At 70.8% G+C, this 22,416-nt stretch carries 26 protein-coding genes; 13 read left to right on the forward strand and 13 right to left on the reverse strand.

What is annotated here, in order from left to right:
- Nucleotides 1-136: 136 nt before the first annotated feature.
- The 6 genes from ABD369_RS13760 to ABD369_RS13785 all read left to right on the forward strand — a co-directional run bounded on the left by ABD369_RS13760 (nt 137) and on the right by ABD369_RS13785 (nt 5,222).
- Nucleotides 137-838, forward strand: coding sequence for a CBS domain-containing protein (locus ABD369_RS13760; protein WP_344636642.1), 702 nt, complete (start codon nt 137-139; stop codon nt 836-838).
- 201 nt (nt 839-1,039) lie between these two features.
- The gene (locus ABD369_RS13765) at nt 1,040-1,531 is read left to right on the forward strand and encodes a CBS domain-containing protein (protein WP_344636643.1); all 492 of its coding nucleotides are present in this window, start codon (nt 1,040-1,042) and stop codon (nt 1,529-1,531) included.
- On the forward strand, nt 1,507-2,133 hold the full coding sequence (locus tag ABD369_RS13770; protein ID WP_344636644.1) for a CBS domain-containing protein: 627 nt from the start codon (nt 1,507-1,509) through the stop codon (nt 2,131-2,133). Before ABD369_RS13765 ends, ABD369_RS13770 begins: the two co-directional genes overlap by 25 nt.
- Complete coding sequence (locus tag ABD369_RS13775; RefSeq protein WP_344636645.1) at nt 2,130-2,978, forward strand: universal stress protein; 849 nt, start codon at nt 2,130-2,132, stop codon at nt 2,976-2,978. The genes ABD369_RS13770 and ABD369_RS13775 overlap by 4 nt, the downstream gene beginning before the upstream one ends.
- A 291-nt stretch (nt 2,979-3,269) precedes the next feature.
- A complete protein-coding gene (locus tag ABD369_RS13780; protein ID WP_344636646.1) occupies nt 3,270-3,959 on the forward strand; it encodes a response regulator in 690 nt (229 codons plus the stop codon).
- Between the two features lie 276 nt (nt 3,960-4,235).
- A complete protein-coding gene (locus tag ABD369_RS13785) occupies nt 4,236-5,222 on the forward strand; it encodes an Acg family FMN-binding oxidoreductase (protein ID WP_344636647.1) in 987 nt (328 codons plus the stop codon).
- Between the two features lie 11 nt (nt 5,223-5,233).
- On the opposite strand, the gene ABD369_RS13790 is transcribed toward ABD369_RS13785, so the two are convergent.
- A complete protein-coding gene (locus ABD369_RS13790) occupies nt 5,234-6,949 on the reverse strand; it encodes a sensor histidine kinase (protein WP_344636648.1) in 1,716 nt (571 codons plus the stop codon).
- Nucleotides 6,950-7,221: 272 nt separating this feature from the next.
- On the opposite strand from ABD369_RS13790, the gene ABD369_RS13795 reads away from it, so the two are divergent.
- The gene (locus tag ABD369_RS13795; RefSeq protein WP_344636649.1) at nt 7,222-7,506 is read left to right on the forward strand and encodes an alcohol dehydrogenase catalytic domain-containing protein; all 285 of its coding nucleotides are present in this window, start codon (nt 7,222-7,224) and stop codon (nt 7,504-7,506) included.
- A gap of 235 nt (nt 7,507-7,741) precedes the next feature.
- Here ABD369_RS13795 and ABD369_RS13800 read toward each other — a convergent pair whose 3' ends face one another.
- Nucleotides 7,742-8,452, reverse strand: a complete 711-nt coding sequence (locus ABD369_RS13800) for a VIT1/CCC1 transporter family protein (protein ID WP_344636650.1) — start codon at nt 8,450-8,452, stop codon at nt 7,742-7,744.
- A 1,012-nt stretch (nt 8,453-9,464) separates the two neighbouring features.
- On the opposite strand from ABD369_RS13800, the gene ABD369_RS13805 reads away from it, so the two are divergent.
- Entirely contained in the window at nt 9,465-9,695 is a 231-nt protein-coding gene (locus tag ABD369_RS13805) for an STAS domain-containing protein (protein WP_344636651.1), read from the forward strand.
- A 97-nt stretch (nt 9,696-9,792) separates the two neighbouring features.
- On the forward strand, nt 9,793-10,173 hold the full coding sequence (locus ABD369_RS13810) for an ArsR/SmtB family transcription factor (protein ID WP_344636652.1): 381 nt from the start codon (nt 9,793-9,795) through the stop codon (nt 10,171-10,173).
- A 471-nt stretch (nt 10,174-10,644) separates the two neighbouring features.
- On the opposite strand, the gene ABD369_RS13815 is transcribed toward ABD369_RS13810, so the two are convergent.
- The 6 genes from ABD369_RS13815 to ABD369_RS13840 form a co-directional block, all read right to left on the reverse strand.
- On the reverse strand, nt 10,645-11,652 hold the full coding sequence (locus ABD369_RS13815; RefSeq protein ID WP_344636653.1) for an Acg family FMN-binding oxidoreductase: 1,008 nt from the start codon (nt 11,650-11,652) through the stop codon (nt 10,645-10,647).
- Between the two features lie 245 nt (nt 11,653-11,897).
- A complete protein-coding gene (locus ABD369_RS13820; protein WP_344636654.1) occupies nt 11,898-12,830 on the reverse strand; it encodes a hypothetical protein in 933 nt (310 codons plus the stop codon).
- On the reverse strand, nt 12,827-13,441 hold the full coding sequence (locus ABD369_RS13825) for a cytochrome b N-terminal domain-containing protein (protein WP_344636655.1): 615 nt from the start codon (nt 13,439-13,441) through the stop codon (nt 12,827-12,829). Before ABD369_RS13825 ends, ABD369_RS13820 begins: the two co-directional genes overlap by 4 nt.
- Nucleotides 13,441-13,617: a hypothetical protein gene (locus ABD369_RS13830; RefSeq protein ID WP_344636656.1), complete on the reverse strand. Its 177-nt coding sequence runs from the start codon at nt 13,615-13,617 to the stop codon at nt 13,441-13,443. Before ABD369_RS13830 ends, ABD369_RS13825 begins: the two co-directional genes overlap by 1 nt.
- Before the next feature lie 1,023 nt (nt 13,618-14,640).
- Nucleotides 14,641-15,591: a ferritin family protein gene (locus ABD369_RS13835; RefSeq protein ID WP_344636657.1), complete on the reverse strand. Its 951-nt coding sequence runs from the start codon at nt 15,589-15,591 to the stop codon at nt 14,641-14,643.
- Between the two features lie 311 nt (nt 15,592-15,902).
- The gene (locus ABD369_RS13840) at nt 15,903-16,070 is read right to left on the reverse strand and encodes a hypothetical protein (protein ID WP_344636658.1); all 168 of its coding nucleotides are present in this window, start codon (nt 16,068-16,070) and stop codon (nt 15,903-15,905) included.
- 613 nt (nt 16,071-16,683) lie between these two features.
- Between ABD369_RS13840 and ABD369_RS13845 the strand changes: the two genes are divergently transcribed.
- Nucleotides 16,684-16,845, forward strand: a complete 162-nt coding sequence (locus tag ABD369_RS13845) for a hypothetical protein (RefSeq protein ID WP_344636659.1) — start codon at nt 16,684-16,686, stop codon at nt 16,843-16,845.
- Between the two features lie 45 nt (nt 16,846-16,890).
- On the opposite strand, the gene ABD369_RS13850 is transcribed toward ABD369_RS13845, so the two are convergent.
- The 5 genes from ABD369_RS13850 to ABD369_RS13870 form a co-directional block, all read right to left on the reverse strand.
- On the reverse strand, nt 16,891-17,250 hold the full coding sequence (locus tag ABD369_RS13850) for a zinc ribbon domain-containing protein YjdM (RefSeq protein WP_344636660.1): 360 nt from the start codon (nt 17,248-17,250) through the stop codon (nt 16,891-16,893).
- An 88-nt stretch (nt 17,251-17,338) separates the two neighbouring features.
- Nucleotides 17,339-17,470, reverse strand: coding sequence for a DUF6126 family protein (locus ABD369_RS13855; RefSeq protein ID WP_344636661.1), 132 nt, complete (start codon nt 17,468-17,470; stop codon nt 17,339-17,341).
- The gene (locus ABD369_RS13860) at nt 17,467-17,643 is read right to left on the reverse strand and encodes a hypothetical protein (RefSeq protein WP_344636662.1); all 177 of its coding nucleotides are present in this window, start codon (nt 17,641-17,643) and stop codon (nt 17,467-17,469) included. The genes ABD369_RS13855 and ABD369_RS13860 overlap by 4 nt, the downstream gene beginning before the upstream one ends.
- A 287-nt stretch (nt 17,644-17,930) precedes the next feature.
- The gene (locus ABD369_RS13865) at nt 17,931-19,670 is read right to left on the reverse strand and encodes a SulP family inorganic anion transporter (protein WP_344636663.1); all 1,740 of its coding nucleotides are present in this window, start codon (nt 19,668-19,670) and stop codon (nt 17,931-17,933) included.
- A gap of 26 nt (nt 19,671-19,696) precedes the next feature.
- Nucleotides 19,697-20,044 carry an ArsR/SmtB family transcription factor gene (locus ABD369_RS13870; RefSeq protein ID WP_344636664.1) on the reverse strand — a complete coding sequence of 116 codons (348 nt, stop codon included), beginning with the start codon at nt 20,042-20,044 and terminating at the stop codon, nt 19,697-19,699.
- Nucleotides 20,045-20,742: 698 nt separating this feature from the next.
- On the opposite strand from ABD369_RS13870, the gene ABD369_RS13875 reads away from it, so the two are divergent.
- The 3 genes from ABD369_RS13875 to ABD369_RS13885 all read left to right on the forward strand — a co-directional run bounded on the left by ABD369_RS13875 (nt 20,743) and on the right by ABD369_RS13885 (nt 22,323).
- Complete coding sequence (locus ABD369_RS13875) at nt 20,743-20,952, forward strand: hypothetical protein (protein ID WP_344636665.1); 210 nt, start codon at nt 20,743-20,745, stop codon at nt 20,950-20,952.
- Nucleotides 20,953-21,121: 169 nt separating this feature from the next.
- Nucleotides 21,122-21,547, forward strand: a complete 426-nt coding sequence (locus tag ABD369_RS13880) for a DUF4231 domain-containing protein (protein ID WP_344636666.1) — start codon at nt 21,122-21,124, stop codon at nt 21,545-21,547.
- Entirely contained in the window at nt 21,544-22,323 is a 780-nt protein-coding gene (locus ABD369_RS13885) for a hypothetical protein (protein WP_344636667.1), read from the forward strand. The genes ABD369_RS13880 and ABD369_RS13885 overlap by 4 nt, the downstream gene beginning before the upstream one ends.
- Nucleotides 22,324-22,416: the final 93 nt, after the last annotated feature.

Consider the following 22,416-nt stretch of genomic DNA (forward strand, 5'->3'; position numbering starts at 1 on the left):
TCCCATCGTCCTGCCCGGAGCGGTCGTTGTCTCCTGGACCGGTCTGGCCACGGCAGTGGGACCGAACGGCCCTGTGCTGACTCTCGGCCCGGGCGGAGAGTGTGAGGTAGAGGACATGCGTGGAGGAGTGAGGACCATGCAGCACCGCACCGTTCACGACGTGATGACCCAGGAGGTCGTCACCGCTCGGCCGGACACGCCGTTCAAGGAGATCGTGGCGTTGTTCCACCGGAACGACATCACCGCGATCCCGGTCATCGACGACCAGGAACGCCCGCTCGGCATGGTCTCCGAAGCCGACCTGATCCGTAAGGAAGCCGTCCTCCCCGACCCTGAGGGCCGTACCCCCGGCCGCTGGTTGGAGCCGCAGGACCGGGCCCGCGCGGAGGCCGAGACCGCCGGTGGCCTGATGACCAGCCCCGCCGTCACCGCCCGTGCCACCTGGTCCGTACCCGAGGCCGCCCGGGCCATGGACAAGCACAAGGTCAAGCGGCTGCCCGTGGTCGATGAGGTCGGCCGCCTGGTGGGCATCGTCAGCCGCCGCGATCTGCTCCAGGTCTTCCTGCGGCACGACGCGGCGATCCGCGAGGAGATCGCCCACGACGTGTTCGGCCAGACCCTGTGGGTCGCGCCCGGCTCCGTCCAGGTCGCCGTGCACGAAGGCGTGGTCACCCTCACCGGACGGCTCCCGCGCAAGAGCCTGGTACCGATCGCCGAGCAGCTGTGCCGGGCCGTGGACGGCGTGGTGGCGGTCCACCAGAGTCTCGACTGGACCGAGGACGACACCGAGGTCCAGCTCGAACACCCCCACGCCTACCAGGCCGGCCGGCGCCAGTGACGCCCGGGGCAGTCGTCGTCACCCGAGTCGTCGTCATCTCATGGGCAAGGCCGCGGTTGGGCCGGAGAAGCCTCGACATCACCAGGCCCGAGCTCAACTCCGTAGTAGCGGATCGCGCCGCGCCAGCCGGTCATCGGCGGCTACACCGACCCCGCTCGACCGGCGTCCCGAGGTGACAATCGGACTGAAGGAGCCCGAGAGATGCGCGTCGCCGACCTCATGACCGCACCGCCGGTCACCGTCACGCCCCACACCACGGCGAGGGACGCCGCCCGGCGCATGGACGAGGAGGCGGTGGGCTGCGTCCTGGTGGCCGAGGGCGGCACCCTGCACGGCGTCCTCACCGACCGGGACCTGGTGGTCCGGGCACTCGCACGCAACGCGGACCCCGCGACGTGGGTGTCCGAGCTGATGTCCGCCCCCGTCGTCACCCTCGACACCACCGACGACCTCGCCGCCGCCTATCGGGCCTTCCGCCGTACGGGTGTGCGCCGACTGCCCGTGCTGGACGGCTACCGTCTGGCCGGTGTCCTGACCATCGACGACCTCTTCCTGGACGTCCTGCAAAACCTGGCCGACCTGCTCGGTCCGGTCTCCTGGAGCGCCCTGCGCGAGGGCAGCCCCGGGCCGGGACCGGCGATCCCACCCGCAGCTGTGAGGAGCACACCGTGGAAAAGCGCTGGGACACCGTAGGCGAGGTGATGACCCACGCCGTCATCGCCGTCGGACGCGACACGAGCTTCCAGGAGATCGCCGAGATCCTGCAACGCTGGAGGATCAGTGCGGCACCGGTGCTCACCGGGGACGGCCGGGTGATCGGGGTGGTATCCGAGGCCGATCTGCTGACTGCTCAGGACCAGGCCCCGGAGAGCGCCGAGAACCTGACGGCCGGACAGCTGATGTCGGTCCCGGCCGTCACCGTGCACGCCGACAGCCCGACCGCCGAGGCTGCCCGGGCGATGGCACGCGGCCATCTCAAACGCCTGCCGGTGATCGACGAGGAGGACCGCCTGGTAGGCATCGTCAGCCGCGGGGACCTGCTCAAGGTCCACCTGCGAACCGACGAGGACCTCGCCCAGCAGGTCCGCTTCGAACTGCTCGCGGCGCTGGGGCCCGCGTACGCGTCGGCTGTCGACGTCCACGTCGAGGAGGGCCGGATCACCCTCACCGGTTCGCTGCCCGAAGCGGCGCCGAAGGCCCTGCTGGAGCGCCTGGTCCGGGCCGTGCCCGGGGTGGTGGACGCCGAGGCGCGGCTCACCGCTGTGAGTGGTGACCAGGAGCCGGTGACCTCGTGAACCGGCCGGTCCTCGCCGCCGTAGACGGCTCGCCCGCGAGCCTGGCCGCCGCCCGCTGGGCGGCCGACGAGGCCGCCAGGTGCGGTGCACCACTGCGCCTGGTACACGCCTGGCCGTGGCCGCAGCGTGCGGCCCCGGGACTGCCGGGCGTGAGCGAGGTGCGCGGACAAGCCCTCTGTCTGCTGGCCGACACGGCGGAGGACCTCCGCACAGACCATCCGGACCTGAACGTGTGCACTGCCTTGCTGGATGAGCCGGCCCGGCAGGGGATCGTGGCCGCGGCACGGGACGCCCGCCTCGTGGTACTCGGCTCGCGCGGGCTCGGCGGCTTCACCGGCCTGCTCCTCGGATCGGTGAGCCTGGCGGTCGCCGCACGCGCCGACTGCCCGGCCGTCCTGATCCGGGACGAACACCAGCAGCCTCCGGCCGGGCAGGTCGTGGCCGGTATCGATGCCCACGACCCGTCCGAGGCCGTCCTGGAATTCGCGCTCGAGACAGCCCATTCGCGCGGCGCGGACCTACGGGTCGTCCACGCCTGGGACCCGCCACCCTGGTGGCGGAGCTCCCCGGAGGAGCAACGCGCTGACTGGGCAGGGGCTGTCCGGGCACAGAAGGAACTGCGAGAGCTTCAGCAGGTGATCCGTGACCACGCGTCCGGTGACGTGAAGGTCATCGAGGAGGTGCGTCCGAGTGGTGCTGCCAAGGCGCTGCTCCAGGCAGCCGAGCACGCGGATCTGCTCGTCGTGGGCAGGAGCGGTCGCGGCCGTCCAGGCCACCTCGGATCGGTCGCCCACGCGGTGATCCACCACGCGCGGTGCCCGGTCGCGGTGGTCCCGCACGGCTGACCCCGGTCGCATCGTGGGCCGGGCCCGTGAAGATCCCGGCCCACGGCTTCGGTCACTCGGACGGGTTCACCGGGATGCTGCGTGCTGCCTTCTCCTGTTCGACGGCCTGCGGGGTGCCGGTCCGTCGTCGCACTCCCACGGTCCGGCGGTGCCCTCCCTGGCCTCATGAGCCGCTCGGCCCCGTGCCAGGGCCTCCCGGCCCATGACGGCGGTGTCGGCGTCCCGCGCGGTGCGAGCGTCCCGGGACGCGCAGAATCGTAGGAGAGCCGTCCGCCGGTCAGGAGCACAGCGATGGACACGACCGACTCCAGCGAATCCGTACAGCCCGTGCGCGTCTTCCTGCTGGACGACCACGAGGTGGTCCGGCGCGGGGTGCGTGATCTGCTGGAGGCGGAGCCCGACATCGAGGTCGTCGGCGAGGCGGGCAGCTGCGCCCAGGCCCTCGCCCGGGTGCCGGCGCTGCGCCCGCAGGTGGCCGTGCTCGACGTACGGCTGCCGGACGGCGACGGGGTGACCGTCTGCCGCGAACTACGCGACCGGATGCCCGAATTGGCCTGCCTGATGCTCACCTCCTTCGATGACGACGACGCCCTGCTGGACGCGGTCATGGCCGGAGCCGCCGGGTACGTGCTCAAGCAGGTCAAGGGCGTCGACCTGGTCAGCGCGGTACGGACGGTCGCCTCCGGCCAGTCGACGCTGGACCCGGCCACCACCCGCAGACTGATGGAGAGCCTGCGCCACCACGACGAGTCGGACACCGACGCCGCCCTCGCCCAACTGACGCCTCGCGAGCGGGAGATCCTGGCATTGGTCGGTGAGGGCAAGACCAACCGGCAGATCGGTCAGGAGCTCTACCTCGCCGAGAAGACCGTCAAGAACCACGTCTCGCGCATGCTCGCCAAGCTCGGCGTCGAGCGGCGCCTCCAGGCGGCCGTCCTCGCCGCCCACGCCGAGGCCGAGCACCCCGGGCACCCGCGCTGAGCCGGGCGGCCCGGCACATGGATCCGAACGGCCCAAGCGCCGCCGACCAGGTCGGTCGCACCATGGGCGCAGAGGGTATCCGCCTTACGGTACGAGCAAGGAGCCCGTGATCACGTACCTCGGCCGCGTGCCGCGGCAGCATTCCGCCGCCGGGCCCAAACCCCCGCCGCCCGGCCCCTCCAGGCGGTGCCGGCCCCTCTGACAGCCCGAAGGAGCGTCCGCGTTTCAGAGCAGGGCCCAGCACCGGCTGACCCAACCAACCCCTGGGAGACCGCCATGGCCGCCATGGCCCTGGACGGTGCCACGGTGGAGAAGCTCGTCTCCGCCGCGGTGGCCGCCCCTTCGATCCACAACACCCAGCCCTGGCGCTACCGCCTCCGGCCCGAGACCAGCACCCTCGAAGTCCGTGCCGCGCCCGAGCGGTCGCTGCCGGCCACCGACCCCGAGCAGCGTGCCCTGCACATCTCGGTCGGTGCGGCGGTGCTGAACCTCCGCACCGCCGCACGCCACCTCGGCTGGGCACCCGACGTGCACCTGCTGCCCGACCCGGCCGAGCCCGACCTGCTGGCCGCCGTCCGCCTGGACGAACCGTCCCGGGCACAGCTGCCGCGGACGGCCGAGCTGTACGACGCGATCTGGCACCGGCACACCGTCCGCACCCCGTTCACCGGCCCGCCGATCCCACCAGCAGTACGGAACGAACTGGTCGAGGCCGCCCGCACGGAGGAAGCGGTGCTCTACTTCCCCGACCGGGAGGAGACGGCCAGATTGCTCCACCTCACGGCCGAGGCCGAGCGCCGCAATGTCACCGACCCCGAGCACCGCAGCGAAAGCCGCAGCTGGATCCAGAGGCCGGGCGGGGGACCGTACGGCATCCCGGCCGCCGCCCTCGGCCCGCAGGACGCCGCCGGACACCTGCCGATGCGGGACTTCTCCGCCATCCACCCCGCCGAGCACCAGGCCCCCGAGGCCTTCGAGGCCGAGCCGTGCATCGCGGTGCTCGCCACCGAGCACGACCATCCCATGGACTGGCTGCGCGCCGGACTGGCCCTGGAGCACGTCCTGCTGACCGCCACCGTCCGTGGGGTGCGCGCTTCGCTGCTGCACCAGGCGATGGAGTGGCCCAACCTGCGTTGGGAGACCCGCAGCCCGCACCGGGGACCGGGCTTCGTCCACATGCTCATCCGGCTCGGCTACGGACCGGAGGGGGCGCCCACACCCCGGCTGCCGGCCTCCGAGGTGCTGGTGGTCGACGGCAGCTGAGGCTGTCGGCCTCACTCGGGCGGCAGTGGGACCCGCCAGAGCACTTCGGTGCCGCCGTGCGGGAGTGCGTGCGCGTCGAAGGCGCCGCCGAGCGCCGCCGCCCGCTCGGCGAGGTTCTCCAGCCCGCTGCGCCGTCCGCCCTTAGAGAGCCCGACACCGTTGTCCGTCACGGTGACCGTCAGCTCGGCGTCCGCCGCCAGCGCGACCTCCACCGAGGTCGCGTCGGCGTGCCGGGCGGCGTTGGACAACGCCTCCTGGAGGACGGCGACGGCTTCGTCCGCGATCTGCGGCGGCACGGTGACGTCCAACAGGCCGGACATCCGCAGGCCGGGAGTGAAGCCGAGCACGGCCGCCGCCCGCTCGACGACCTCCACCACCCTGGCGCGCAGCCCCTTGGCGGCAGGTCCCGCTTCCCGGGCCCGAAGGCCGAAGATCGTGGATCGGATGGTCTTCGCGGTCTCGTCGAGGTCGTCGATGGCGCGCAGCACCCGGTTTCCGGCTTCCGGGTGGTCGATGAAGCGGATCGCGCCCTGGAGGGTCATACCGGTGGCGAACAGCCGTTGGATCGCCAGGTCGTGCAGATCGCGGGCGATCCGGTCCCGTTCTTGGAGTAGCGCGATCTGCTCGGAGTCCCGGCGCCGCTCCGCCAGCTCCATCGCCAGCGCAGCGTGCCCGGCGAAACTCAGCAGCAGCCCCGACTCATCGGACTCGAAGAGCGGATCACCTTCCGCGCGGGCCAGCATCAGCACGCCGCGTACGCCGTGTTCCGGAGTACCGATCGGTACCGCCACGGCGGGCCCCAGACCGCGCCAGCGCGGTGGCCCGGCGGTGATCCGCGGGTCCTGCTGCACGTTCGTGCTCACCACCAGTTCACCGGTGCGCGCCGCAGCCCCCATGAACGAGCCTTCCAGGGGCAGTACCAGACCGCGGTGCTCCCGCTCACACAGCCCGACGGCGATCCGGACCTCCAACTCCTCGGAGTCGGGCACGGGCAGGGCGACCACCGCGAGGTCCGCTCCCGCGATCTCACCCGCTCTGGCGACCAGTAGGTCCAGCACCTCCTTCTCGGAGCTTCCGGACAGCAGACTGCCGGTGATCTCCGCACTGGCCGCCAGCCACCGCTCACGCAGCCGACCCTGTGCGTACAACCGGGCGTTGTCGATCGCCACCCCCGCCGCCACCGCGAGCGTGGACAGTACGGCTTCGTCCTCGGCGTCGAATTCGCCGCCGCCGCGCTTCTCGGTCAGGTACAGGTTGCCGAACACCCTGTCCCGGACCCGGATCGGCACCCCCAGGAAGCTGCGCATGGGCGGGTGGTTGGCGGGAAAGCCGTAGGAGGACGGATGCTCGGAGATCTTGCCTAGCCGCAACGGCACTGGGTGCCGGATCAGCTCGCCCAGCAGACCGTGGCCCGACGGCAGCGCCCCGATCCGCTTCACCTGCTCCGCGGTCACCCCGACCGGGACGAACTGCGACAGTCGATGGTCCTCACCGATCACCCCGAGAGCGCCGTACTCGGCGTCGACCAGGTTCACCGCCGCCTCCACGATGTGCCGCAGCGCCTGGGCCAGCTCCAGATCCCGGCCGACCGCGAGCACCGCCTCCAGCAGGCTGTGGATCCGGTCGCGGGCGCCCCGAGCGGCGTTCAGCCTGGCCTGCAGCTCGTCCAGCAGGTCGTCCAGCCGCAGCTGCGGCAGCGGTACCGAACTCTCCGATGCGCTCCCCACCGGTACCTCCGCGGCTCGCCGGACACCACCACCCAGCCTAGAAGGACCGAACCAGGCGCGTCCCGCGCAACCGGTGCCCATTGGGCCCACCGGTCCACTCCCAGGGGCGGCCGACCCACGGCACGCAGTCCCACCCTGGACAGCCCTGGACCTGAAGGGGGCAGCGGGTGATCGTGCCGGCCGCTCGACGGCTGACAGAGGTGATCGGGGCATGAAGGCGCCGACCTTGTCACGGGCCGGGCCGTCGTATCTGTGGCGAGATACCCGATGCGGTGATCCGGGAGAGGCAGGACGCCGTCGTCCGGGTGGACGTGGTTACCGTCCGCGGTATGGACCTGCACATCCTCGAGGGCGACGTCCCCGAGGTGACCGACGGCCGGATCCTCGGCTACGGAGCCGTCAGCACCGTCATCGAGACCGGCCCGGGCGTACGGAGCGTGGCCGACGGCGACCGCGTCCTGGTCTCCCGCATCTTCGCCCGGGCGGCACGATGCCCTGAAGGTCGCCCTGTTCCGGACCTGACCGAGCCCCGCGGAGAGACGACGGAGTCACCGTGAAAGAGAACCCCCAATCGACCGACGCGGCTGTGCAGCCGACCGGATCCGTCCTCCTTGCCCCGCGCGTTGCCGAGCAGCGTACGCAATTCGGTCTGACCGAGCATGAGTTGGCGAGCCAGGCGGCGATGTCTCCCTGAGTGGTCGACGGCCCCGGCCCTGAACCGGGTTGTCCTGGTACCCCGCTGGCTCGGCCCCGGCCGCGCACTTGGGCGACACCGGTTCGGGACGAGGGACGTCAGATGCCCGAAGTGTGGGCGAGTTGGCCGACGGCCGCGGTGACGGCCATGGCGAGCCCGCCGCCGAGAACCACCCGCAGAGCCGGGCGCAGCACGCCTGCGCCTGCCGTACGGGCGGCCAGCACGCCGGCAGCGGCCAGACCGCAGAGAGTGACGACGACGATCAGCCACAGCCGTGCAGCGGTGGGGGCGAGGAGGCCGAGGAAGGGGACGGCTCCGCCGGTGAGGAAGCTGGCGGCGGAGGCGAGGGCGGCTTGCACCGGGTTGGCCGTGGTGTGTTCGCTGTGGCCGAGTTCGTCGCGCAGATGGGCCTGGAGCGGGTCGGCCTCCTGGAGGGCCTCGGCGACCTGTCGGGCCAGCGCCGGCGGGACGCCGCGGCTCTCGTAGATGGCGGTGAGTTCGGCGAGCTCGGCTTCCGGGGCGTCGGCGAGCTCACGGGCCTCCTTGGCGCGGTCGGCTTTCTCGACATCGACCTGCGAGCTGACCGAGACGTGCTCACCTGCGGCCATCGCCATTGCACCCGCGGACAGCCCGGCAAGACCGCCGGTGACCACTGCGGAGGTGCTCGCTCCGCTAGCCGCGATGCCGACCATGATGCTGGCAACGGAGACCAGCCCGTCGTTGGCTCCGAGGACGGCGGCACGCAGCCAGCCGGCCCGGCCCGCGGTGTGGCCTTCCGGGTGGGGAATGCGCTGGTCCGGGAAAGTCATCGGATGAGATGCTCCCGTAGGGGTCTCATGGTCACAGTCTCGGCAGGACTCGCCGGGGTGTCGTATCCAGTGAGCCGTTCGTGGCCGATGCGGGCGCTTCTGGGCTACGGCCTGCGCGCGGCCGACGCCGCCGATCTGGCCGCGAACACGAGCCGAACGCGCTGGAGCCACTCGAGACCGGCGGTCTGTCCGTCCGACATGATCCGCCGGCACGCTCACACCAGTGAGAGTGGTGAGTCTGGCGTTGCCCTCAGGGCCGCCGGCGTCGCCGTCCCGGTAGCCGGTCCGCGCTGTTCGGCTGGTGCCGGGCCGCCGGGTGAGTCGTGGATGGGCGGTGCGCCTGGCGAACGCCCCGCCCGGGAGCGCGGAGCGCGAGCGGACCCGCAGGACGAGCTGTCCGTCGTCGACAAGGTGGCGCAGGACGGAGCAGGTTGCGCACGATGCCGGGGTGGACGAGCCGCCCGGTCTCAAGCCCCGCCAACACCGGCAGGATGTCGCAGGCGGGCAGTGCGAGCGGACGCGGGAAGCGCCCAATGCCGCGTGGCGGCTGCGCGGGAGCCTGGGCCCGACGGTGCGGGGCGGCCATCCGCGTCCCAGAGCACGGGCCAGTTGGTCCATGGTCACCGGTGACCTCACCGTGGAGCCGGACGGATACATCCGCGCAGCTGGTGCGGTGGTGGAGCTGTTGCCGAGGTGGCCACCCCGTCGTCGGTGTTTGCGGGGCGGCCACCCGGTGGCAGCCGTTTCCGGGAGCACCACATGACGACCTTAGCAGTTGCTGATGTTGGCAACTGTGTGCCAGGGCAGGAGGAGGAATGCGTATCTCACCGCAAGGCCGCGCGGCTGAGCCGCTTGCTCCGTTCTCGGCGCGGGGTGGCGTGTGTCTCCCTGCGCCGGGTAGGCGGTGCCCGCATGTGTGGTGCGGGCGCTCCGTCTTCCTGTCCGGCTCCGCTGGTCGCGGAGTGCGCACGCATGCTCATCGTCACCCTGGGTGTGGTGCTCGAGGGTGGTGGTGAGCATCCAGCGGGAATTCGAGGATGCGGACGGCATCGGGGTCCTGTACCTGACCGACTCTCTGGGCGAGCAGGCCGCCCACCGCTTCCAGGGCGCGTTCGACTGGGCCGTCGCCCGGTGTTTCCGTGCGGCCGTGATCGACATCTCCGCCCTGGTGGGCTTCAACGCCGCGGGTGAGGGCGTGATCGTGGACGCCCACCGCTCTCTGGCGACTGCCGGTCGGCGCTGACCACCCACGGCCCGATGATGGCGTACTTGCGTGATTGCTAAGGTCAGTAATTGATGATGTTCTGCCTTGCTTGGGCCCGATGGAGACGGTGACGCCCGTGAACGCCGAAACCCCCGCCACGCCTCCCGTGGTCGGCGCACCGCTGTACCAGCTGAAGGCGGAGTTCTTCAAAACACTCGGGCACCCGGTGCGCATCCGGGTCCTGGAACTGCTCAGCGAGCGCGAGCACGCGGTCGCCGAGATGCTGCCCGAAGTCGGCGTCGAGGCGTCCCACCTGTCCCAGCAGCTCGCAGTCCTGCGCCGGGCCAAGCTCGTGGCCTCCCGCCGCGAGGGCTCCACCGTGTACTATAGCCTCACCAGCTCCCAGGTCGCCGAGCTGCTGCGGGTCGCGCGGGCCATCCTCAGCGGCGTCATCACCGGCCAGGCCGAACTTCTCGACAGCCTGCTCGTCCCCACCACCGCCACGACCGAGGGCTGACCCGACCGCACCGTGATTGCCGGGCTCCGGTCAATCCGTGCAGTTCAACCGTGGTGACGCAGACGCTGTTCTCCTGGAAGCAGTCCTGGTGATAGACGTCCCAACGCCAGTCGATGGAGTAGCAGAGGCCGGGGCCCACGCAGGGGTGGCTGTTGGTCCAGGCGTCGGGGCCGACAGGAAGTGGTCGCCGGTGCACAGGAGTTGGCTGGTGGGGCGGTCGATCTCGACCTGGCCGTACCATCCGCGCCCGCCCGGCTGGACGATCATCTTGCTGTTTTACCCGTCGTGCCGCATGCGGGCGTGATGGTCTTCGTGCTCGCCTTGTTCCACCCTTCCCGCGCGGACGGCATCGCGGACGAGCAGTGCCGCGCAGTCGGGGTACTGGCGGAGGCTGTCTTCGCGCTGTTCTGTCCGGCTGCCGGAGCCTTCTCACGTCGGACGGCGGAGCTGCCCGCTACGGGCCCTCGTCTGTCATGCTGAGCGTTGGTCCAGCTGGTGGCCGCTGAGGTCGAGGATCTCCTCGACGGGCCGGCGTGGTGTGGGGTGTCCGGGCGGGCCGAAGCCGAGCCGCATGACGAGTTGGACGTGGCCGGGGCCCTCGGCCGGATCGCGCAGCCGCCACCGCGTTTCTTGCCATTCGACCGCCTGGTGCAGGATGTTGGCGCGGACCCCGTGGGTTGTCGCCAGCAGCCAGACCCGTTCCATGGCCTGACCGGTGCGCAGCCAGTCGTTTGGGTGGTCACCGTGTGTCTTTATGACGGCGACCTGCGGTAGGGCCTCGAACCTCTCGGCCGACACGGCGGGGCGGGGCGGGTGGCCGGTGAAGCCGCGCATCGGCACCCGGGCGTCGAGGTCCAGCGGCCCGAGTGCCTCGAGCGGGATGCCGTCGGTGGCGGGCTCCTCCGGGCGCAGCCAGCTTCGGGTCTCGGCTTGCCGTGCGACGTCCTCGGCGATCCGCTGCTCGGCCTCGGTGGTGAGCGCCAGGACGCGGCGCGCGCCGTCCTCCTCCAGAACCTCCAGGGTCGTTCCCTCGTCGTCGGCGGCCTCGATCAGCTCGCCGATGACGGCTTCGGGGACGTCGCGGTTGGCGAACGGCTGGCGGCTGGAGTGGCGGTGGGCGATCGCGGCGTACAGATCCGGGATGTTCCCGCCACCGTCGGGGAGTGGTTCGGACAGATCGATGATCGCGGCCAGGTCCGGTTGGGGAGGATCGGGGCTCAGCCGGACGGTGGCCTGGCGTCCGAGGTGGTGGGCCGCGGTGCGGAGGTTGAACAGGGCCGCGCCGACGGAGATGAGCATGGCCCGGCCGTCCGGGTCCGCGACGGGTACCGCCCTTTCGGGGGTCGAGTACACCAGCATGCCGTGCAGGTTGGTGGTCGGGCGCAGCCGCCAGGGTTGGCTGTTGTGCACCGAGGGCGCGGCGCCGGCCGCGGTCGCGAGCAGTCGCAGTTCGGTGAGGGTGAGAGGGGACTCGGTCATCGTGGTCACTCCTTCGACCGGCAGGAGTCGCCGTTGCCCCGCTGTGTCAGCCTACTCGGTGCGTGGGCGGTTCGATGTGTCCGTCGCGCAGCGACGGGAGGACGGCTGGCGCTGGGATTCTGGTTATGTGATCGGCCGGGTGGCGGTCGTCCTTCGTGCCGTCCGGCCGATGTCTGGGCCGCTGGTGGCATCGGCCGTCCGGTCGGGAGGGACCACCGGTGAGGGTTGCTCGTTGGCTGAGTCGGTCAGTGCCGCGTGCGGTAGTAGTCACGCCAGACGAGGCGGTAGATCCTGGTCCAGCGGGGGATGGACCGGATGCCGGGGATGAACGGCACCAGGACCAGGGCGAGGCTGAGCACGGCCATGATGGCCCAGATTTCGGCGTCCGCGTTCTTCGAGGTCGTGAACGGGTCGATCTGGTACCAGAAGGTGTAGAGCCACAGCCAGGCCTGTCCGGGGTAGTCCCCGGTCTCGTTCATCATCCCCCATTGGCTTCCGGTCAGGTGCTGTTCGGCGGCCCGGTCCGACAGGTACGAGCCGTCGGCGAGGAAGAGCATCGGCTTGGTGAAGTCGGTCTGGTAGAAGCGACCCCGGCCCAGCAACTGGCCGTCGAGTGAGCCCGCCTGGGCAAGCGTCAGTAGATGGGCGGTCAGTACCGGCACCGGGCCGTAGTCGCCGGGGCCGACCTTGGCCGGATCGCCGTCCGGTGCCTTGCCCAGGGCGTCCGCGTAGGCCGAGCTCCAGGACTGCCGCTGGTCGGCGGAGGCGGCGTTCCACTCGGTGAGTGCGGCGGTGACCTCCGGCGGCTCCGCGGAGTGGCGCAGGGGTTGCAGTACGAAGTCCTCGGCCGGGTCGACGGGGATGCGGACGCCGGCTGCCCGCTGCAGGCTGACCGGGCCGATCTTCTGGCCGGCGCCCGGGGTGTGGTTGTAGGGCGGGCCGTACTGCGCGGAGGTGCTGGTGCCGGCGAGTTCGGCGACGGCCGTCGCGGTGAAGTCGTTCGGCGCCGCGGTGGACCAGGCGGCCAGGGTGATCGGTGTTTCGTCCGGGGAGGAGAACAGACCGGCCAGCCCCGCGCTGAGCAGGGCGGTGATCACCAACGCGATCGTGAACTCCTTGACCAGGTCGTAGCGGCGGACGGGGAAGGCGTCCGACCCGGGCGCCTGGGCGGGCTTCACCGCTCGACCTCGGGCGCGGTGGCGCCGATCGGCGGCACGATGCCGCGCATGCGGACCAGCAGGACGTGCCAGGCGGTCAGCAGCCCGATCGCGAGCGGGAGCAGGACGATGTGCCACATCAGCATCTGGCCGAAGTCGAGGACGTTGAACCAGGCGCCGATGCCGACCGCGTTGAGCGCGTCCTTGGCCTGCCCGGAGATCCACTGGGAGTCGAAGTTCTGCTGGACCAGGTAGCCGGTGAACGCGGTGCCGATCGAGACCAGGAAGGTGACCGCGCCGGTCGCCCAGGTCAGGGCCCGTCGGCCGCGCCAGGCGGCCATGAAGAACTTGCCCCACAGATGGATCACCATGACGGCCATGAACAGCTCCACGCTCCACAGGTGGACGCTGTTGACGTACCTGCCGACGCTGGAGGTGTGCCACCAGGCGGGGCCCATCAGCGCGAGCACACCGCCGGAGACCAGGACCACCACGAGCGCCGACACGGTGAGCACCCCGAAGACGTAGATCCACGACGCCATGTAGACCGGCTGGGTCTCGGGGAGGAGCTTCTCGGGCGGTAGCCTCCGCAGGGCGTACCGCCGGATCGCGCCGGTCCAGTTACTCGCCATCACGCCGCCCGTGCGGGGAAGGGCAGCAGCAGCGCGGCCACGAAGACCACCACCATCAGGCAGATGACTACCAGATTCGTCACCGAGATCTGGACCACGCCCCAGTGCACGTAGTGGCCCGGGTGGTTCAGGTCGACAGGCGCCGAGAGGACACTCGTCGTCGGTGCTGCTGTCATCGCCGCTTCCTTTCGACCACCGAACAGGATCTGGCGCCAGACTGACGCGGCGAGTGCGCGCCGGCACGTGCAGTGGTCCGAACGCGCGAGGATTGGCGCCACGCGTGGGACGTGGTCAAGCGAAGTCCGCGCCCGAGTTCCCCCAGGCCACAGTCGCGCGAGCCGGTGGCCGGTGGCCGGGGCCGACTCGGCGGAACGGGTCAGTGCGGGGGTGGCAGCAGCGGCTTCTGCGGAGAGGTGATTCGCGAGGGTTCCCTCAAACGCCGGCGACGGCCGCGGTGCACGCCATGGCGAGCCCACCACCGACGACCACGCGCAGTGCTGGACGCAAGACAGTGGTTCCGGCGGCGCGGGCGGCGAGTACGCCGGCCAGGGTGAGGCCGCAGAGGGTGACCTTTTCCCAGCGCGACCGGACCTGCCGCCCGGGAGGTGGTGGTGAGGTGGATCCCGCGCTTCTCTGCGACCGGCTCCCATGCCGTGATCCGGTCGGCGACGACCTCGTCCACTCGGACCGGCACCGGTTGCGGTAGGGCCTGCTCGGCCCGGGCCACCGCCAGGAGGCCGCCCATCTCGCCCGGCTCCCTGGTCGCCGACCACCGATTCGGTGGTCACCGCCATCGTGCCCACACGCCGGGGCCGGTCGCTTGGGCCGAACAGCCCCGACTCCACCCACACGTGTGTGGTGCACGATCAGGGCCCGCCCGGCCCGGTCGATGGGCCCGAAGGCCCCTGCCACGCCACACCGAGATCCACCACCTGCCTGACAGATCGCCAATCACCTGCAACTCGCCGACGCCGACCACGGCCGCCTGCACCCCGAACAGTTCGACGACCTGCGGTCCTGCCTCTACGGCCTCCTAGAGTGCTGCGCTTGCACTTCGCCCAGGAAGAGGAGAACTACTGCTCCCTCGCACGCTGGCCAAAGCGAGAGGTCGGGGGTGGTCGAGTCGACCACCCCCGACTTTTCGACCCCGTTCGGCTCCCGGCGGGGAGCCACCCGGAACGGGGGCGGTCACCGTTTGGTCAGCCGAGGCCTCTGCGGGCGGTCTGGAACGCCTGGGCGTGGCCGGCCTCGTCATTGGCGTTGTGCTGGAAGAGGGTGGCCGCGGCGGTGTCGCCGACGGCCTTGGCCTGTCGGGCGAAGGTCGGGTACATCGTCTGGGACTCGTAGGTCTCGCCGGTGATGGCCGTGGTCAGGTTCCGGCTCGTGGTGCCGACCGTTCCGGCCAGCACCGCCTCGCCGGAGAGGTGCTCCTGCAACTCCACGTTGGAAATTCCGGTGAACAGGCGTGCCAGAGCTGCGTTGCCGCTCTGCTGGGCGCGCTGGGCGTAGAGGCTGTACTTGGCGTGGGCCAGGGCCTCACCGTGCATGGCGGTGTCGAGGTTGGTCTTGGTCTGCGCCGAAGTGACCTTGGGCTGCCCGGCCGCCACCAAGACGGGGCTGACGGCCGGGGGCGCCGGGATGGCGCCCTTGCCGGCGCGGACCGAGGTGAGCGCGGCCCGGTATGCGGACAGGTGCGCTGTCTCGTCCTTGGCGATCTCGGCGAAGAGGTCGGCCGCGGCGGTGTCGCCGGCCGCCTTGGCCTGCCGGGCGAACGTCGGGTACATGGTGGTGGACTCGTATCCCTCGCCGCTCAGGGCGTCGGTCAGGTTCGCCTCGTTGCTGCCCACGAGGCCGCTCAGCGCGGCCTCCTCGGTGAAGTGCTCACCCAGCTCCACACCAGCGGTCTTCCGGAAGAGGTCGGCCACGGCCGAGCGGCCCTCGCGTTGGGCCTGGGCCGCGAAGAGGGTGTAGGAGGCGTTGGCGAACGCCTCGCCCTGCATGGACTTCGTGAGGTTGGTGCGTGTCTGCTGCTGGAGGGCCGGGATCGCGGTCCCGACAGCTGTAGCGGCGGACGCGGTGGCGGTTGCACACATCACGACACTCACAGCCAACGAACCGGTGACCAGAGCGCGTATCGGGTAGGCGGTCATCTCAACCTCCTCGGCGGACACCCGACCGGGTGCCCCGCCCATCACAGCAAGGCGCCCCGGATACCGCGATCCGGTATCACCCATCCAGGTGAATACGCGAAACGACGACCGCACCGACCCAACATCCGTCTCCTGGCCTTCTCATCAAACCGCGTGCAACGGCGACCGACTGATCTGAGGCGCCCGGTGCCCGGTCCGGTCGGCAGCGCGGTTCGCGTCGCGTCACGATGAGGGGGCGGACGGGACGGCCAGATCCGGCTCGGGCCTACCGTGTCCGGAGGTTCCGCTCCCGACCGGATCGCAACCACCGCTCAGCGGCGACCCAGGATCCTTGCCAGGAAGCCACCCTCCTTGCCCGTGCTCTTGTCGCAGGTGCAGCGGTCGGCCTTGCCAACCCCGGCCAGCACCTGGTCGACGTGCATGCCGCACCCCGCATAGGTGGCCTTGCCGCAGGTGCGGCAGACGGTACGTCGACACATCACATGACTCCTTGCGTCGTGGCCCTTGATGGGCAGCCGTTTCTTCAAATATACCCTGCGGGGTATTTTCGCGGGTCGTGACTGTCGGCTGTGCATGTCCTGCAGGCGCGACGCGTAGGTGAGCAGGCGGGAGCCGGGCCGCGCCGTGTCCGTGCGGCCGGGGTCTCCCGGGAAGCAGAGTGGAGGTCTTCGCCCGAGCCATCGGCGGAAGGACGGGAGGCGCTGAGCGGAAGTCAGCTTGTTGGCGGATGCCAGGGGTGCGGCCGACGTGACGGGTCGGGGACGGCTCATCCGCCCACATCCTCGGCGGCGTTTCGTCGCCTCAACCTGCTGCGAGCCGCCGGTGCGGAGTCGGCCGGACGGTCTGGATCAGCCAGGTGTCGGTGACCGTGCCGCTCGGCCAGTCCGACCGGACTCTGCAGAAGCGCGCCGACACGCCGATCCACCATGGCGAGGAGCCTCTGGCGGGCCACCTCGCCCACGCGCGTAGCCTCGTCGCCGAACGTCCCGGCCGAGGCCATCCTTTCGACGCTGGACGACTGGTGCTCGGCCGAGCCGCTGGCGTTGCTGGTGGACGACTTGCACCGGGCGGGCCCTGGTCACCCCGGCCGATATGAGCGATCGCGATGCCGCCGAGGAAGCGGTTTCCCGTCTGCCGCTGGTGCACCCGGAGATCACCATCGCCTGGCCGACTCGGAATGCCGACCGCCACCAGCCCGGCCACGCCCAGCGGTCAGCCGATCTCCCCTGCCCGGGGAAGAAGGACACGACCTGACCGGTCGACCGCTCCGTGGCGGTTGCCGAGAATGGGCGATGCAGATCAGGCCTTCTTGACGACGCTGGACTTGAGCTGCATGGCGCCGAAGCCCTCGATGCGGCAGTCGATGTCATGGCCGTCGACGCCGTCGACCAGGCGGATGTTGCGGACCTTGGTGCCCGCCTTGATGCCCGAGGCGCTGCCCTTGACCTTGAGGGCCTTGATGACGGTCACGGTGTCGCCGTCGCTCAGCACGTTGCCGACCGCGTCCTTGACCACGCGCTCGCTGACCCCGGGGGAAGCGGCCCCGCCGGCGTCGGTGGGCACCCACTCGTGGCCGCACTCCGGGCAGACCATGAGGGCGTTCATCTCATAGGTGTACTCGCTGGCGCACTGCGGGCACGGGGGGAGGTTGTCGCTCATGTGTTCAGGATATCCAGGTCGTCTGAGGGATGTTTTCCGTGGTCAGCGGGCGTGAAGGCCCGCGATGTCGCAGTCTCGGTCGGCCAGTTCAGTGTCGATTGCCGAGGGCGAAGAGCAGGATGACGAAGCCGGCGAACAGGTGGGTGCCGAGGATGTAGACCGAGGCGCGGATGAGCATGGCCTTGCGGCGGCTCCTCTCGTCACTGGTGCTGTCACTCATCGAGGCTCCTGGCCGATTGCGGAGGGGCGGTCCTCCCGGGGCTGGGGGCGGATGTGCAGGCGTCGGCCGGTGGTGGCGGCCTCGGTGAGGAGGGCTTGGAGGGCGGGCAGATCGACGGTCTGCCGGGAGGCGGGGGCGCCGTGATCGTCATAGGGGGTAATGGTGAAACGCAAGGGCGGCCTCATTCCGGGGTCGGGGCGGGCGGTGTGAGCGGGAGGTGGACGAGGATGGTCTTGCCACCGTTGGGGTCGGGTGGATCGTCAGTTCGCCGTCGAGGTGGCGGGCGACGGCGAGGACGGTGGTGCTGCCCGCGAGCGTTCTGGGTCGTACGCCCCAGCCGGTGAGGACGGTCGCCGTGATCCGGCGGGCCACACAGGCTCATCCGGTAACGCCGGGTATGGTCGGCGGGCCGGGCCGGCGGAGGAGGGCTCGCGCTGCCTGCGATCCCGCCAGCGCCGGATCACCGTGGCCTCTCGGCGGTTTCGGCCACTCGGGAGGCTCCGGTGGTGGTCAGGTTTTGATCGGAGGGGACGGCCTGGCCGTGGAGGTGAGTGCGGGCGTAGCTGATGGCGTCGGGGGTGGTGGCGAATACGTGGCCGTCGGCGTGCAGCTTGTCGAGTGTGCCGAGGGCGTCGAGGGGGCGGTGGTGTTCGTCGCGGATGCCGGACATGAGGACGAGAGTGCCCCGGCGCTGGAGTTTGGTGACGGCGTCACCGAGGACAGTCGCGCCGCTGGCGTCGATCGCGCTGACCCGGGACATCCGCAGGATGACGACCTTGACCATGGCGCTCTCGGTGAGTTCGAGCAGGAAGCGGTGCGCGGCGGCGAAGAGCAGCGGGCCGTCGATCCGGTAGGCGACGATGTGCTCGTCGAGCAGCGCCTGCTCCTCGTTGTGGTGGTCGTCCGAAGGGGGCACCTCCCGGCCGGAGGCTGGGGGAAGGTCGCCGTGCAGCGGGACCTGCTCGACCCGCGCTGCCTTCGCGACTGCGGCGAGGGCGAGCACGCCGGATACCAGCAGGCCGACGACGACTGCGGTGACCAGGTCGAAGGCGAGCGTGGCGGCGGCGGTGAGGAGCAGGACGGCCGCCTCGCCGCGCCCGGTGCGGGCGATTGCGCGCAGCGAGCCGACCTCCACCATCCGCACGGCGGTGGCGATCAGCACGCCGGCCAGGGCGGCCAGCGGAATCCCGGCGACCAGGGGCGCGACGGCGAAGACGATCACGGCCAGGGCGGCGGCGTGGACGAGAGCGGCGAGTCGGGACACGGCGCCGGAACGGACGTTGACGGCGGTACGGGCGATCGCGCCGGTGGCGGCGACACCGCCGAACAACGGGGCAGCCAGGTTGGCCAAGCCCTGGCCGAACAGTTCGCGGTCGCTGTCGTGGCGCTCGGACACGCTCATCGCGTCCGCGGCGGTTGCCGACATCAGCGACTCCAACGCGGCCAGCGCGGCGACCGTGAAGGCGGAGGGCAGCAGAGCGGGGACGGCGGAGAGGTCGAGGAAGCCGAGCGAGGGCGCCGGCAGCCCGGCGGGCAGGTAGCCGATGGTGGCGACCGGCAGGTCGGCGAGGTTGGTGACGACGGTCGCGGCGACGACAGCGATCAGCGAGAACGGCAACGAGGGGCACAGCCGTACGCCGATGAGCATCACGACGGCCACCGCGAGGGCCACACCGAGCGCCGCCCAGTGCGGTGCGGCGGCGTACTCGCGCACTGCCCTGGCCGCGACGACGGCCGGGTTGCCGCCCTCGGGCTTCCTGACACCGAGCGCGCCCGGGACCTGCTGAAGGGCGATGACACCGGCGATGCCGACCGTGAAACCCTCCACCACCGGCACGGGGACGTAGGCCATCCAGCGGCCGGCCCGGGCCAGGGCGAGGGCTATGAGGATGATCCCGGCGAGCAGACCGACAGTGAGCACGCCGTCGGTGCCGTAGCGGGCGACGATGGGGACCAGGACGACGGTCATGGCGCCGGTCGGCCCGGACACCTGGAGGTTGGAGCCGCCGAAGACCGCGGCGAGCGCCCCGGCGACGACGGCGGTGGCCAGGCCCGCCTCTGCGCCGGCGCCGGAGGAGATGCCGAAACCGAGGGCCAGCGGAAGTGCGACGATCGCCACCGTCAGGCCGGCCAGCAGGTCCTTGCGGGGTGAGCGACCCATCGTGGCGAGGATCCGTTGGGTGGGGAGGACAGAACGCATGCGGTCGAGAACAGCATGGGCGGGGCTCACGCGGTGACCTCAGGGGTCGTGGTTCCGGCGAGCTCGTGCAGCAGCTGGTTCTGGCCGGTGATCACGTCACTGAGGATTCGGCGGGCCGCGCGCAGCAGCTCGGCGACGTCCGGGGTGGAGAGCGCGTAGAGCACGGTGTTGCCGTCGCGGGTGGCGGTGACCAGGTTGGTGCGGCGCAGGACGGCGAGCTGCTGGGAGAGGCTGGAAGCCTCGATGTCGAGGGCGGCGAGCAGGTCGCGCACCAGCAGCGGGCCGTCCTGGAGGAGTTCGAGGACCCGGATGCGGGCCGGGTGGCCGAGGGTGCGGAAGAACTCCGCCTTCGCCTGGTACAGCGGGACGGCCATGTCTCAGCTCTCTCCTTGCTCTTCCCCGGCGGTGTGCGGGATGTCGATGCCGTGGCCGGCCGCGAGCGGCAGCAGCGCCGCTACGCGCCCGGCATAGGCCGGGTGCTGTCGTCCCTGCTGACTCGGGCTTGCCGCAGGGCCTGGCGGGTCTGGGCCAGTTGCTCGCGCTACTCCTCGTCGAACAGCGCGCTCACGACCGCCCTCCCAGGTGGCCGACAGGTGCCACGCACCGTACGCCGATCCAACAGCACGCCAGCATGTATGAATATGAAGAATTTTTCAAATCGCTGGTTTTGCATGTGATGAATTCGGACAGTAGTGATCTCTTGTGATCAGTAGCGGTCATCGCGCCGGGGGCCCGGTGGGCACTGCCCACGCTCAGTGCCGGTCGCTCCGCAGGGCCGATTTCGAGGTGGAACGGTCGGAAGGGCTTCTGCATGGCAGGGATCGACGGCGCGCTGAAGGACGCGATGGTGATCGACGGGGCGCTGGGCGCGGCCCAGGTCGACTCCGCGGCGCGATGGTGCTGGCCACGCCTGGCGACGTCGCGGGGCAGGACCTGCAACTCGCCGCGGCCGGTGCCACCGACGTCGTGCGGCGATAGCGGGTGTGGTCCCTCAAACTGGTGGCCAGGCGCCGCTGTTCGCGGCGGACCGTGCCGTCCTGGTAGGTCACGGTGACCCACGGACAAGCAGACCGTGAGTCGGGTCCTGGCCGAATCGGACGATCCGCCGTTCCCAGACAACGAGGACGAGACACAACTCGCCTTCGACATCCTGGTCGCCAGGTCCGGGAGCGGCCGGCACGCCAACGACTACGCGCACCGTGTAGAAGAAGCCGCGCGAGATGCCCACGCGTACGTCCAGAGCCGCGTTCCTCCCGAGTGGGCGATAGAACAGGAGGCATAGACCCCGGCTTCGGCAGGCAGGGATTGCCGTTGACCGCGGAGTCCTGCGGTGTGAGACCCTACGGTCGGGAGTCGCAGGGGACGTCGCAGGCAGAAGCAATGGGGGCGAAATGGGATCTAGCGGGCCTGTGGGGGCGGGGCTGGCTCCGGTGGAGACCGCTGGTCACCTCTTGGAGAAGATCCGGCAGGGCAACGTGTACGCCCAAGGAAAGAAGAAGCGTTTCCGCCTGGCCTCCTCGGCGTTGAAGGTGCTGACGCTCTCGCTGTCCGCCGCCTCAACGATCATCCTCGGCTTGCAGAGCCTGAACTTCTGGGCTGGCTTGGCCTTCGCCCTCGTGGCACTGGTTACCCTGCTGGGAGCCGTTGAGTCGTTCTTCAACTGGAGATCGCGCTGGGTGTTGATGGAGGAGACGCAGTATCGGTTCCAGCGTCTCGCTGATGACCTCGAGTACCTCATCGCCTCAACTCCCGCCGCTGATCTCAGCTACGATCGGCTCCAGCCCCTCTTCGATGAATACCAGAGTGTATGGGCGCACCTGAGCGAGGGCTGGCTGCAGGAGCGCCGCGCGCTCAACTCCTCCTCCGGGGGCCAATGAGCCTTCGCCGTCAGCCCGGGTGGATCGGCGCTCAGCGCTCCGGCGGTGGCAGCCAGGCCACCGCCGCCCGGGCCGTCGGCAAGGTGCCCGCGCCGCCATGGTCCATCGAAGACCTCGCGCGGGCGTCCCTCCTGGGAGAGCATGCCTTCATGGACACCGAGACCGTCGTACGCACCCGCCGCGCCCTGCACGCGGTGGCCGAGCTGGTCCTGGCCGGGCCGCAGTACCGGGCCAGCGGCACGATCCGGCTGCGCGCCTGCGCGGGCGGCTTCGCCACCAGCGTCGAGCCGCAGCTGCGGGTGATCGGTGCGGAACTGGTCGCGCCCGGGCAGGTGCTGTCCCTCGAATGGACCACCTGCACCGCGCTCGGCGCGGCACTCGGGCTCACGGTCGGTGCTCCCGCCGGGCTGTACCAGGACGGGCCGGGTATCGCCGCCGACGACGCGGTTGAGGCGGATCCGTCCGCCGCCCGCCGGCTCGCGCACTGCTTCGCGCTCGGCGACGCCGCGCTGCGCGGGCTGTTCCCGGGCGCGGAGCCGGTCATCTGGCCCGAGCACTTCGACATCGGGGTGACCGTCGGCGAAGTGAACTACGGCGTCTCACCCGGCGACGCGTTCCGGCCGGAGCCGTACGCGTACGTCGGCCCGCACACCTTTCGGCAGGGCGAGTTCTGGAACGCGCCGTTCGGAGCCGCCCGGACGATCCGTGAACTCGGTGGTGCCATCGGCGTCATGGCCTTCCTGGAGCAGGGCCACCGACTGGCCGTCGGCAACTGACGGACCCGAAGGGCGCCAAGCCGTCCGGGACTTCGGGTGGACGGCCTTCGCAGGGGCCGCGGCGCCCACTCCCACGGTGACGTCGCTGCCGGC

This window comes from Kitasatospora cystarginea (assembly GCF_039533515.1).
GTDB classification, from domain to species: domain Bacteria; phylum Actinomycetota; class Actinomycetes; order Streptomycetales; family Streptomycetaceae; genus Kitasatospora; species Kitasatospora cystarginea.